General features: G+C 41.1%; 14 protein-coding genes. 2 read left to right on the top strand and 12 right to left on the bottom strand.

Annotated features, from left to right (window positions below; all coding sequences use genetic code 11):
• The coding region (locus Q4P18_RS06105) for an Ig-like domain-containing protein (RefSeq protein WP_303336814.1) at positions 1–1174 on the bottom strand (1174 nt) is incomplete at its 3' end.
• 128 nt (positions 1175–1302) lie between these two features.
• Positions 1303–2286 (bottom strand): hypothetical protein, encoded by a 984-nt coding sequence (locus tag Q4P18_RS06100; RefSeq protein ID WP_303336811.1) that lies wholly within the window; start codon positions 2284–2286, stop codon positions 1303–1305.
• A gap of 310 nt (positions 2287–2596) precedes the next feature.
• Between Q4P18_RS06100 and Q4P18_RS06095 the strand changes: the two genes are divergently transcribed.
• Positions 2597–3130, top strand: a complete 534-nt coding sequence (locus Q4P18_RS06095; protein ID WP_303336808.1) for a flavodoxin family protein — start codon at positions 2597–2599, stop codon at positions 3128–3130.
• Positions 3117–3692 carry a flavodoxin family protein gene (locus Q4P18_RS06090; protein ID WP_303336806.1) on the top strand — a complete coding sequence of 192 codons (576 nt, stop codon included), beginning with the start codon at positions 3117–3119 and terminating at the stop codon, positions 3690–3692. Before Q4P18_RS06095 ends, Q4P18_RS06090 begins: the two co-directional genes overlap by 14 nt.
• Positions 3693–3745: 53 nt before the next feature.
• Here the strand turns inward: Q4P18_RS06090 and cysS are convergent, their stop codons facing one another.
• The 10 genes from cysS to Q4P18_RS06040 all read right to left on the bottom strand — a co-directional run bounded on the left by cysS (position 3746) and on the right by Q4P18_RS06040 (position 13030).
• Positions 3746–5089 carry a cysteine--tRNA ligase gene (gene cysS, locus Q4P18_RS06085; RefSeq protein WP_303336804.1) on the bottom strand — a complete coding sequence of 448 codons (1344 nt, stop codon included), beginning with the start codon at positions 5087–5089 and terminating at the stop codon, positions 3746–3748.
• Between the two features lie 34 nt (positions 5090–5123).
• Positions 5124–5501, bottom strand: a complete 378-nt coding sequence (locus Q4P18_RS06080) for a transcriptional regulator (RefSeq protein ID WP_303336802.1) — start codon at positions 5499–5501, stop codon at positions 5124–5126.
• The gene (gene cysE / locus Q4P18_RS06075) at positions 5485–6189 is read right to left on the bottom strand and encodes a serine O-acetyltransferase (RefSeq protein ID WP_303336800.1); all 705 of its coding nucleotides are present in this window, start codon (positions 6187–6189) and stop codon (positions 5485–5487) included. The genes Q4P18_RS06080 and cysE overlap by 17 nt, the downstream gene beginning before the upstream one ends.
• 65 nt (positions 6190–6254) lie before the next feature.
• Complete coding sequence (gene cysK, locus Q4P18_RS06070; RefSeq protein ID WP_303336797.1) at positions 6255–7202, bottom strand: cysteine synthase A; 948 nt, start codon at positions 7200–7202, stop codon at positions 6255–6257.
• A 27-nt stretch (positions 7203–7229) separates the two neighbouring features.
• Positions 7230–9356, bottom strand: a complete 2127-nt coding sequence (gene ppk1, locus Q4P18_RS06065; protein ID WP_303336795.1) for a polyphosphate kinase 1 — start codon at positions 9354–9356, stop codon at positions 7230–7232.
• Complete coding sequence (locus Q4P18_RS06060; protein WP_303336793.1) at positions 9349–10251, bottom strand: phosphatase; 903 nt, start codon at positions 10249–10251, stop codon at positions 9349–9351. Before Q4P18_RS06060 ends, ppk1 begins: the two co-directional genes overlap by 8 nt.
• A gap of 43 nt (positions 10252–10294) precedes the next feature.
• The gene (nth, locus tag Q4P18_RS06055) at positions 10295–10924 is read right to left on the bottom strand and encodes an endonuclease III (RefSeq protein ID WP_303336791.1); all 630 of its coding nucleotides are present in this window, start codon (positions 10922–10924) and stop codon (positions 10295–10297) included.
• 3 nt (positions 10925–10927) lie between these two features.
• The gene (aroA, locus tag Q4P18_RS06050) at positions 10928–12241 is read right to left on the bottom strand and encodes a 3-phosphoshikimate 1-carboxyvinyltransferase (RefSeq protein WP_303336789.1); all 1314 of its coding nucleotides are present in this window, start codon (positions 12239–12241) and stop codon (positions 10928–10930) included.
• 92 nt (positions 12242–12333) lie between these two features.
• Positions 12334–12666: a hypothetical protein gene (locus Q4P18_RS06045; RefSeq protein WP_303336784.1), complete on the bottom strand. Its 333-nt coding sequence runs from the start codon at positions 12664–12666 to the stop codon at positions 12334–12336.
• A gap of 19 nt (positions 12667–12685) precedes the next feature.
• A complete protein-coding gene (locus tag Q4P18_RS06040; protein WP_303336781.1) occupies positions 12686–13030 on the bottom strand; it encodes a hypothetical protein in 345 nt (114 codons plus the stop codon).
• Positions 13031–13050: the final 20 nt, after the last annotated feature.

Genomic DNA, 13050 nt, shown 5'->3' with positions numbered 1-13050 from the left:
CAACATCATAGTCCTCGCCACCAATGGTAACAGTTGCAGTACCGTTAAGACCTTTACCTTCACCGGTAGCTAAAACTTCAATGTTAAGGTTCTCTCCGTAAGTTATGTTGTCACAGCTTACTGAAACAGCTGAATCTGCCTTCATGACATCAAATGTCTTGTTGACTTTGGATGGATTATACATCTCGTCACCATCAAATGATGCGGAAACGTCATATTGGCCTACAGGCAATTCATTGGCTATGTCCACAGAACCCTTTCCGTCAACAACATCAATAACATAGGTCTTGCTGTTGATTGTAACATTTACGGTTCCGCTGATAGGATTGCCGTTGCCTGTAAGTGTTACGTTACCTTTGATATTCATACTGTAGACAACATCCTCCAAACTGATTTCAACGTTGGAATCTGCCTTTTCCACTGCAAAATTGATCTTGTTACTGTATGCCGGAATGTAATCGTCGTTACCTTCGAATTTAGCATAATAGTGTGAGTAATCTCCAACAGGACAGTTTGACAATGTAAAGCTAGCAACTCCGTTGCCGTCAGTGTCTGCCTCTCCTAGAAGATTGTCTTCGTTATCGTAAAATGCAATTTTGCCTTCAACAGGAATTGAGTTGTAATGTGTTTTTGTGGTAAAAACAACATCCTCTCCCAACTTTACAGGAGATGTGACATCCAATTCAACATAGGGAGCCTCTACTACATATGCAAAGGACTGGTTGTTTACCTTACCTAGAATATGATATTCTCCACCCCTATCAGCATACAAATAAACTGTTGCAGTGTTGTTGATGACACCTTCAGGGTTTTCGAAATAACCCATATCAGTTGTGAACTCATATTTTACATTCGGCAATATGTCTTCAAAGTCCTCAACATCGGTTCCGTCTGTCTTTTTGAATTTAAGGATGAACCTGTCTCCTTCATCATCACAGGTTAAAATCAACCAGTCTGAAATTGTCACGTTTTCAATAGGCTCCACATCGTTGCTACCCCACCAGTTTCCGTTAGCAATGGCTGGCTTGTTGGATTTTATTGTGACTGTGCCTTTTCCTCCAGTATTGTTGTAGAATACTGAATTTGTAATGTTTGCTGACACATCAGTAATAACGATAGCTGATCCTACGCCAGGACAATGGGTGTTGTCGAATGTGGAATTGATTATGGTCAATTTTGGATTGTTTCCACTTGATTCAAAGTTAATGGCTGAACCGTCAACAATATTTGTTCCCCTTTCACATGTGTTGTTTTCGAAAGTGAAATTGACAAATGTGAAGGAACCGTATTTTTCATAGATTTTTAAAATGGTTTGATATCCCTGTTGTTGACGAATGTGAAATTTTCCATCACCAGATCGTGTCCCTCGTTTTGGGTAAAGATATACATGATGTTTCCACCATAGTTTCCGTCAAAATAACAATTGTTTATGTTTTTCGGGTCTGAAATACTACGGAGAGTTACCGCAGCTACAGTCCCGTAAAGACAATTGTTCTCTATGAATGTACAGTTGACAAGTTCCTTGATAGACATTGCATCAATTGCACCAGCTTCGATTACTCCAGTATTGTTGTAGAATACTGAATTGCGGATCGCGAGATTGTAACCCAATATTGCTCCACCTAACGGCCAGGCATAATTCTTTTCGAAGTAACATCCATCCACATCACCACTTGCAAATTGGTTGTCCACATACAGTGCACCTCCATTGGATGCTTCACATGAAAGGAATGTTGAATTCTTGGCTGAAACGTATTTTTTGGAGGAGATTGCTCCACCGTTTCCGTTTGAAACGCAATGATTGAAGTTACAGTCCTCAACATATATCTTTGCATTCTTCTTGTCGGAAATAGCCGCCCCGCCGGCATTGCCTTTCGCATCTGTGAAGTTGATGTTTTTGAATGTGACTGTGGCCCCGTTGAATAACTCAAACAGGTTGGTCTTGTTTTGTCCATCTACTATTGAAAACCCATTATCATTTTCAGAACTTCCAATAATGGTTATTGTCTTGTTGATGATAATTGGAGAATCCAATCTATACAATGTGCTGTTCAAGTACAGCACTCCTCCGTCTGGAGTATCGTCAATGCTCTTTTGCAATTCATGTGCTGACTTCTCCGGCATCACCGGAGTAACGTTTTCAACGACTGTGGAGTTCGGTGTTATGTTAACACTTGGATTGCCCCAGTCGGTTTCGTTTACAGATACGTCAGGATCAGCACATGCTGTTGTTGAAAAACATAATACAACCAATAAACCAATAAGCATTAGTTTATAAAGCTTCATTATATTTATCCTCAATTTTTTAATAAGTAAACCATAAAATCATTTGTTAGAATGTTAGATTAAGAAATTTGTTGCTTTGATAGAAAATTTGTAAGATCAGATAACTTATGTTTCATTTTATAGCATTTTTTTATTAAAATTATTAATTACACTCCAAAATGCAATTAACATATATACTATTTGTTATCAAACATATAAAGATTGTTATAAGTGTAAAAAAAACTCGTGAGAAAAATTAAAAAAATAAGATTTCCATATTATAATATAGGATAGTTCATATAGACTATCAATAAAAACAGGAGATTAAATTATGAAAACCGTAGCAATTGTAGGAAGCCCTAGAAAAGGGGGAAACTGCGACATACTAGTAAACGAACTTGCAGAAAAGCTCGAGGGAGAAAAAAAGATTTACTACCTCAATGAAATTGACATGAACTACTGTGAAGCATGCCAAAAGTGCCAGACCGGCGACTGCGTTCAGGATGATGACATAAACAAGATTGTGGACGAAATGATGGAAGCCGACCTCTTCATTTTCTCATCCCCAATATACTACGGCCAGATGACCGCACAGGCAAAAACATTGGTAGACAGATTCTATCAGGTATCACAGAACCCTAACAAAAGCTTGGAAGGAACCAAGGTTGTACAGATATTCACCCAGGCAAATCCGACAGAAGCATTTGACGCATACATCGACTCAATGAAAACAATGCCTTTCGGATATGTTGGAATGGATGTTATCGACACGGTGGTTGCACGTGGAGCTATGGGAAAAGGAGAAAACGACCAATTAGCAAGTGCAATCGAACAGATAGAGAAAATAGGAAATGATTTATTATAATCATTTCCACAAAACTTTTTTTGATAATATGAAAACATTAGCTATTGTGGGAAGCCCAAGAAAAGGGGGAAACTGCGACATACTAGTAAACGAACTTGCAGAAAAGCTTGAAGGGGAAAAGGAAATAGTATATCTCAATGACATCAGGATGAATTTCTGCCAGGCATGCCAAAAGTGCCAGACAGGAGACTGCATCCAAAAGGACGACGTAAACTATGTCATTGACAAAATCAGGGAGGCAGACCTTTTCGTATTCTCATCACCGATTTATTTCGGGGATATGTCAGCACAAGCAAAGAACCTTATTGACAGGTTTTATCAGATATCACAGAATCCAGACAAGACCCTTGAGGGAACAAAGGTCGTGCAGATATTCACCCAGGCAAATCCAGGCGATGACTTTGATGTCTATATTGACTATTTGAAATGTGCCATCTACGGCTATTTGAAAATGGAGGTTGTCGATACTGTAGTTGCACGTGGAACAACCGAAAAGGGAAGCTACGACCAGCTAGCCGGCGCAATCCAGCAGATAGAAAAAATAGGAAATGATTTATTATAATCATTTCAATTAATAATTTTTTAAAAAAAAGAAAATAAATTAGTGAAATAAACCTAATCGTTTATTTCATAACCCAATTCGTTCAGATTGTCTCTGATCTTGTCGGACAATTCATACTGTTTTTCATTTCTCAACTGGAGACGTACGTCTGCAATCAAGTCCAGCAATTCGTCTGAAGGACCGTTTTCCTCAACCACTTCAAAGCTTATTCCGAATATGTCACTTACTGTGTCCAGGAATTTTTTGATGGCTGCCGCGTCTTCAGCTGTTATTTCATCAAAGTCTGTGGCATTTATTAAATTGAAAATGCTTGCTATTGCCTTTGGAGTGTGGAAATCATCGTTCATTGCGTTGTAGAACTTGTCTGAAAATTCTTTAAGGAATTCTGACTCTTCCGCTTCCCCTTCCGCCTTTTCGCTAATTCTTGCATAATAGTTTCTTATTCTGTTTAATGTTGCTCCTGCCTGATGCAAGTTATCCTTTGAGAAGTCTATAGGGCTTCTGTAATGTGTAGAAAGAACGAAGAATCTGAATGTTTCGGCATCGTATTCCTCAAGGAGATCCCTTATTGTTATGAAGTTGTTGAGGGATTTTGACATTTTCTCACCTGATACATTGAGGAATCCTGTGTGAAGCCAGAACTTTACCATTGGAGCCTTTCCGGAAACGGCTTCCATCTGTGTGATTTCCGCTTCGTGGTGTGGGAATATGAGGTCAAGGCCTCCTCCATGAACGTCATATTGTGGTCCGAAGTAGTATTCGGTAATTGCAGTATCCTCAATATGCCATCCAGGCCTTCCAGGTCCCCATGGTGATTGCCAGGTAGGTTCGTCCTCTGCAGGTTCCCTTTTCTTCCAGAGAGCAAAGTCGTTGTGGTTTTTCTTTGTTGTCTTAGCTATTTCCCTATGGCTTTCAAGCTCTTCAGGTTTTCTGTTTGCCAGCTTTCCGAATTCAGGGAATTTTGCTATTTCAAAGTACACTCCGTCTTCAGTTTCATATGCATATCCCATGTCAATTAATCTTTCGATTTGGTCAATTATTTCAGGCATATGATCAGTAGCTCTTGCAAATAAATTAACACCAAATACATTTAATTTATGCATGTCTTCAATGTATCTTTTTTCAAACTTCTTAGCTATATCACTTGCAGACTGATTTGTCTCTTTCGCCCTGTTTATAATCTTGTCATCAACATCAGTAATGTTTTGAAGATAGAACACGGCATAGCCAAGATGTTCAAGATATCTTTTAATGGTATCGAATGAAATGTAAGTTCTCCCATGGCCTATATGAGCATCATCATAAACTGTAGGGCCACAAACAAACATGTTAATACGATTATCATTAATAGTTTCCAAATCCTGTTTATCTCTTATTAATGTAGAATAAACTTCCATAAAAATAACCTCAAAAAAATATAATAATAAAAAATTAATTTTGAACTTCGGAACCCATGCAGGCCTGACAATCCTCACCAAGCTCGCCATGGTCTATTCCCAATTGCTCCAGAACATCCTGAGTTTCTATCTGCTTACAGATGGAGCATGTTCTGCCAATGATGTCGGTTTTTTTAGCGGTTCCATCAGCCAATTGCTGTGCGAATTCTGCAATCAAATCCTTTACATGGCCACTAAGCTTTACGCCGTTTCCTCTCTTGTCAGTTATGTACTGTGAAACGGCAGGCTGTGTGATGTCCATAAGCTGGGAAACTTCCTTTTGCTTCATTCCCAATGCAAGTAAATCCTTGGCCAGCTCTGATCTTATTGCTGGTATGACATACCATACTACAATCTCACAAGGTGGTTTCATCTAATTCCTCCTCAATTCCATCAACATAATCTACAAGGCATAGATCATGCTGCTCATATAATACCTTAATTTGCTTATCGGTTTCATAGTGAAGTTCGAATAGCTGTTTAATAACATCTGATACAGGGTCCGGAAGATTACCGTGCTCAAGATCAACCTCTTTGATTGGCTCCCCTTCCCTTTTTACAATTCTTCCAGGAACTCCAACGCAAGTACAGTTAGGAGGAACATCCTTAAGAACAACGGCACCAGTACCTATCTTGGAATAGTCACCGACCGTTATGTTTCCCATCACCTTGGCGCCGGCACCAATAATGACCCCCTTTCCTATGGTAGGATGTCTTTTCCCCTTATTGGTTGTGGTTCCTCCGAGAATTACGCCCTGATAAATCAAGACATCATCACCCACTTCAGCGGTTTCCCCTATTACAATACCCATTCCATGGTCAATGAAAACACGTTTTCCTATTGTAGCCCCTGGATGAATTTCAATACCTGTCAGGAAACGCCCCCAATTGGAATTGATACGAGCCCATAGCTTAAAGCCATGATTCCAAAGGTAATGACTTACCCTATGAAAAATTAAAGCATAGAATCCAGGATAACATAAGAAGATTTCTATCGTGCTTCTCGCCGCAGGGTCTTTTAACTTGATTGCTTTAATCTCTTCTTTTAAAGTTTTAAACATTTGGAAACCTCATAGGTGATTAATATTATATTTTTTAGACAACCATATTAATAAACATTGTTATATTATCCAAATATCCAATCAACGGAAAGATATCTGTCACCAGTATCCGGCAAAATGGCTATTATCCTCTTTCCATTGTTTTCCGGTCTTTTGGCCAATTCCAGGGCAGCCCATGTTGCAGCACCTGATGAAATCCCTGCAAATATCCCCTCGTTTTTGGCCAGTTTCAAAAGCATGTCACCGGCATCCTCATCCCTGACCGGAATGATTTCGTCGATGAGTTCTGTGTTCAGCACTGACGGGACAAATCCTGCACCGATTCCCTGTATCCTGTGAGGTCCCTTTTCCCCTTTTCCCAAAGTCTGTGATGACTCAGGTTCAACTGCCACTATCTGGATTTCAGGATTATACTCCTTCAGCACTTCAGCAATCCCTTCAAGGGTTCCTCCGGTTCCCACTGCACTTACAACAATGTCAACTTCCCCATCGGTGTCCCTGAGGATTTCCTGTGCTGTTGTTTTCCTGTGGATTGCTGGGTTTGCAGGATTGTCGAACTGCTGAAGAATTATTGAATTTTCAATCTCCTCATTTAGCTCTTCGGCCTTTGCGATTGCACCGGCCATTCCCTCGCTTCCTGGAGTAAGGACTATCTCGGCTCCGAAAACCCCCAGAAGTTTTCTTCTCTCGATGGACATTGTCTCAGGCATTGTAAGGATTAGCCTGTATCCCTTTGATGCAGCTACAAATCCAAGTGCAATTCCTGTATTTCCGCTTGTGGGCTCTATGATTACAGTGTCCTTATCTATCAGTCCTTTTTCTTCAGCGTCCTCGATCAATGAAACTCCAACACGATCCTTTATGCTTCCTGTTGGGTTGAATGACTCTACCTTCACAACAACCTCGGCATCCATGTCCCTTGTAAGATTGTTCAGCCTTACAAGAGGGGTGTTTCCTATAGCCTCGGTCATGTCGTTTAAAATACCTCTTTTCAATTCTGGAATATCTACCACATTATCACCTGTTTATAGTTTATGAAACTAATCAAAAATATGCTTTAGCCTTGAAATGATTGACTCGTGGGAATTCATCTCTTCCATTGGAAGCTCGTCATAGAACAGGTTGTTGATGAAGAATTCCTGGCTGTCCACCCTTTCGTCGATTACAGGTATCCGTACCATGTCACCGTTAATGTCGATTTCCCTGGCCTTCACGTTGTCCGAAAGCATTATGTTTATCATGTCAAGAATCCTGTGCCTTATATGCCTATCCTCTATTGGAAAACCTATCTCAACCCTCTTTTCCGTGTTCCGAGTCATGAGGTCGGCGCTTGAAAGATATATTTCGCAGCTATCACCAACGCCGAAGCAGTAGATTCTGGAATGCTCCAGGAACCTTCCGACGATGCTGATGATTCTTATATTGTCGGTAACATTTGGGATTCCCGGGATTATGCAGCAGATTCCCCTGATTATGAGCTTTATGGTAACTCCTACAATCGATGCCCTTTGAAGCATGTCAATGAGGTCCCTGTCAGTAAGGGAATTCATCTTCATTATTATCAGCGCAGGCTTTCCGCTTCTGGCCAAGGCCACCTGTTCACAGATCTTGTCTGCAATGTTTGACTTGAATGATGTTGGGGAGACTATCAGCTTCTTGTAGTCGCCGTCCAGATTGTCAAGGGACATGTTCTGGAAGAAGAGAACTGCATCCTCCCCTATGTCGTTTCTGGATGTGATGTAGCTCAGGTCAGTATAGAGCTTTGATGTCTTTTCATTGTAGTTTCCTGTTCCCAATTGTGTAATGTATTCAAAGCCGTTCTTCGCCCTTCTTGTAATCAGGCATATCTTGGAATGGACCTTGTACTCTTCAGAGCCGTAGATTACATTGCACCCTGCCTCTTCAAGAACTTCAGCATAGTTCAGGTTGTTCTGCTCGTCGAAGCGTGCCCTAAGCTCGATCAATGCTGTAACCTCAATTCCATTGTCCAGGGCATCAAGGAGGTACTGGACTATCTTGGATACCTTGGCAAGACGATATATTGTAATCTTGATTGAGACAACCCTATCGTCGTTTGCGGCTTCCTTAAGAAGCTTGAGGAACAAATCCATTGACTCGTAGGGGTAGAAGAAAAGATAGTCCCTTTCAAGCACCTGCTCAATCATGCTCCTGTTTTTCAAAAGGTTTGGAGGATAATTTGTCACGAATGGCCTGTATGAAAGCTTCTGATAAAGGTTGACGTTTTTTGACTTGATATGGTCAATCAACGGGAAGACGAATTCCATGTTCAGCGGACTGTTGGAAACCTGAATCTGATTCTTCCGGATGTTGAGCTTTTCGGTTAGAAAATCAACAAGCTTCTTGTTTTTATTTCTGTAGAACTGGAGGCGTATTGGAGCCAGCCTTGAGCGTTTCTTGAGGATTTTCTTAACCAGTTCACGATAGTCGTCGTCAGAGTCAATCTGCTCATGGAGAAAGCTGATGTCTGCGTTTCTTGTAACTGACATCACTGTCTTGAACTTCACGCTATAGTTTGTGAAAATCTGGTCTGCGTAATGAAGAATGATGTTTTCCATCAGGATGAAGTTGAAGCCCTCCCCCGGAAGGAAAACAAGACTGTCCAATGACTCCGGAACCGGAATGAAGCCGAACTCGGTTTCATCATCATCCCCCTTAAGCTTTAGAACTATGTACAGGGCGTTGTTCCTGAAGTGTGGGAATGGATGGTTGAAGTCGATTATCTGAGGGGAGAGAATCGGGAAAACGAAATTGTCATAGTATTCGTCGATGAAATCCCTCTGTGACTGGTTCATCCCTTCAAATGAAACCTCCCTGATGTCAAAGAACTCCAGCTGTTTGGAGACATCCATATATACCCTGTCCTTGAACCTGCAAAGCTCCTTTGTCCTTTTGAAAATCCTGTCAAGCTGCTGTGAGGCGGTAAGGCCGGACTTGTTGTCCCTGTAGTCCGAATCAATAAGTGACAGATCATGGAGTGTTCCGCAGCGAACCATATAGAACTCATCAAGATTGCTTGTAAATATTGAAATGAATTTGAGACGCTCCAGAAGAGGGACTGTATCGTCACATGCCTCCTGAAGAACCCTTTTGTTGAACTTAAGCCATGAGAGTTCCCTGTTTTGAGTGTAGCTGTAATCCCTAGTCATCCTTTCTACCTAGCTTGTGGTTAAGGTATCCTTCCCTGACTCCGAACTTGCTGACCTGCATCTCCTCTACGTTGAAATGGCTGCAGAGCTCCTGTATTATCAGAAGTCCCGGAATCATCGTGTGGATTCTTGCAGGCTTTGATGCGAGAAGCTTGCTGTAGGTTTCCTTGTCGTTGCCCGGCAGCTCTTCCCTTAAAAGTTCAAATACCTTTGGAGAGATTATCCTCTCCTTTCTTTCAACCAGCTTCAAATCCCTTGAAAGCTTAAGGATTGCCCTTACTGAACCTCCAACGGCACACATGAACCTGTAGTCCTTTTTTGGAATCTTCTGCCTTTCGATTTCGTATCTGACCCTGTCAACAATGGCCTTGGATTCTGATTCCGTAGGGACCAGCATGCCCACATAGTCGTTGAAAAGGCTTAGGGAGCCTATCGGGAGGCTGTAAGCGTCCTTGATTTTCCTGTGCTTGTAAAGGACAACCTCGGAACTTCCCCCACCAACGTCAATAAGAACCCCTGTGGCCTTGTCCATTATGGAGATTGAACCCAGGAAGCTGTACTTCCCTTCGGTCTTTTCATCGAGAACCTCTATTTTAAGATCCAAGTCGTCCCTTATAAAATTCAGAACCTTCCCTGAATTGCTGATGTTTCTCAGGGAAGCTGTTGCGAACATGTTGAAATTTTCCACATGCAAATAGTTCAGGTCTGCCTTGATGTCCTCCAGGACATTGGCCAGTTTTGAAATGCCCTTATCGGTAAGCTTCCCTTTCCTTATGTAGGAAACCAGTCCTAGAGCATACTTTTTTGATAAAAGAAAACGAGCGTTATCATCAATAATATCATAAATGTTCAGTCTTACAGTATTGGAGCCTATATCTACAATCCCATAAAGCATGTTTTTCACCTCAATAAGAATATTGAAGTGAAGTTATATAAACTTAATCACAACCGTTGTGATGGTCACAGTAGTCTGCCACAGGGCAGATTTCGCACTGCATGTGGTTCGGCTTGCAGATGGTCTGGCCAAACTGAACCATATAGTCGTTGAGGACAAGCCAATCCTCACGGGGAACAATCTTTACAAGCTCCTCCTCGGTCTCCTCAGGGGTTTTTGTATTTACCATACCCATGAGATTGGAGATTCTGTGAACATGTGTGTCAACAGGGATTGCAGGCTCCTCAAAAGCATAGACAAGAACGCAATTGGCTGTCTTTCTGCCCACACCAGGCAATGTGAGAAGCTCCTTCATGTTGTCCGGAACCTTTCCGCCGAACTGGTCAATGAGGATGTTTGAAACCTCCTTGATCCTTCCGGCCTTTACCCTGTAGAATCCTGCGGACTTTACAAGCTTTTCTATCTCCTCTACAGGAGCATCTGCAATTTCATAGATGTTCTTGTAGACTGAGAAAAGCTCTGCAGTTGCCTTGTCCGTGTTTTCATCACGTGTTCTCTGGGAGAGGATGGTTCTTATTAGAACCCTATATGGGTCCTTGTCCTCGAAAAACCTCAAGTCGTAGATCTCATCCAGTCCGTCTATTATTCCCTTTATCTCTTCTGTTGTCTTCATCGTCTATTCCTCCACCAGTTCTAGATTCAAGCCTATTGACTCCATTGCCTCTATGAAGTTAGGGAAGGAAACATCAAAAACCTCCCCGTTTGTAACGCTGACCTCATGCTTGAGGTTGATCAGTGAAAATGCCATTGCAAGCCTGTGATCTCCGTGGGAGTCAACGGTGCCCCCGTGGATTCCTCCTGTTATGGACATTCCGTCCTCGTATTCTGTTAGTTCGCAGCCGAGCTTTTCAAGCTCCCTGCAGGTGGTGTCTATCCTGTCAGTCTCCTTGACCCTTGCATGCTTTACGCCTGTAATGTTGGTTGTTCCTTCTGCCAAAGCGGCCAGGATTGCTACTGTGATTAACAGATCCGGAGTGTTTGAAAGGTTGATGTCGATTCCTTTTAGATTTCCATCTGAATTTATGATTACTGAATCGTCATTTCTTGTGATTTCCGCACCCATCATCTCCAGAATGTCCAGAATCACCTTGTCCCCCTGCTTGGAATCCCTGAAAAGGTTCTTCACCTCAACATTACCTCCAGCTATTGCAGCGGCAGCCAAAAGATAGGAAGCGGAGGAATAGTCCCCCTCAACAGTGTACTCTGTAGGCTTGTATTTCTGTTTTGGAATCTCATAGTAGACGAACTCACAGTCTTTTAGGGATTTGTCACAGTCCTCATGCTTTGTAAATGACTTTTCATTGATTCTGATTCCAAACTTCTCCATGATGTCCAATGTCATGTCAACATAAGGCTTTGACTTGAACTCAGGAAAAACAGTTAGATTGACACCATTTCTTGAAAGAGGAGCTGAAATGATGATTGAAGAAATGTACTGGGAGCTGATGTTGCCGAGAATGCTGGTAATGCCACCCTTGTATCCAGGCTTTATTGTGATCGGCGCCTTTCCGTCAGTGGACTCTGTCTTAACCCCTAAAGGCTTCAATGCGTCCAGAAGAGGCTGCATAGGCCTTGTCTGGAGGGAGGAGTCGCCGGTTAAAGTTGTTTCATTGTCCGCTAGAGCTGCAACGGAAGTCATCAGCCTCAAGGTAGTTCCTGAATTTTCCAGGTTGATTGGTTGGGTTTCACTGTTGTGAAGGGCTTCAGTTCCCTTGATTTTTAGGGAGTTTTCGTTTTGAGTTATTTCTGCTCCTAAATCCTTGCAGGCCCTGATGGAAGAGAGAACATCCTCAGAAAGAAGAATGTCATTGATAGTGGAAGTACCCTCAGCCAAGGAAGCAAGAATAACAGCCCTATGAGAATAGCTTTTGGAAGGAGGAGCCTTCACAGACCCCCCAATATTATTGATGTTTTTTGCTTTAAGAATCATTATGAATACTTTTGATTTTGAATTTTAATAAAATTAACTAAAAAAGAAATAAGTTGGAAATCAAAAACTGAATTCCTAAAAAAGTGAAATTGTTAAAAATGTCTTAGACAAAAATTCGCCTTGTAATATGCAGGCAAAATGTTATTTTCAATTGCAAAATTCTTCATTCTTCTGGAGACATCACTTCTTATGGTTTTTCTAACCCTATAGTCAATATCAGGAATCCTTATTCTAAACCATGGAAGATAAGCCCCATCCCAATACGGTTCATATTCAACATATAAACCTCCAAATTCATGAATGATTGACTCTAAAAACTTTTTTAGCAATGCGACGCCCTCTTCGATATAAGTTTTCCACTGATCCAGCAAATTGTCTACATTGAACTGGTTGAATTTTGTATAGTTTTTCAACGGATTTTCCAATACGATATCACCTTTAAAATCAATTCGTAAAGTAAAAAAGCAATCTTCTAAAGACTGGAAGAATGTTATTGTCAACTGCAAATTCCCTCATCTCATCATACAGCTGATCCCACATTTGATTTTGAATCTTGTAATTTACGTTTTTAGGAATTTTGATAATGAAACGAGGAATGAAAGCATCATCAAAATAAGGAACATAAACAACTGAAGAAGCATTAAAATCGCTTAATCTGCTTTCTACATAATCATATAACTGATTAATTCCTTCTTTAACATATCTCCCCCATTGTCTGATAAAGTCATCTGCATTTAATTGATTAAAATTATGATAGTTTTCCAAAGGATTTGTTAACTTTTCAACCATGAAAATCACTTGATTTTTAT

This window comes from Methanobrevibacter sp. (genome assembly GCF_030539665.1).
Taxonomy (GTDB): Archaea; Methanobacteriota; Methanobacteria; order Methanobacteriales; family Methanobacteriaceae; genus Methanocatella.
Note: the sequence above shows the minus strand (reverse complement) of the source record. Positions and strands in the feature narration are given on the sequence as shown.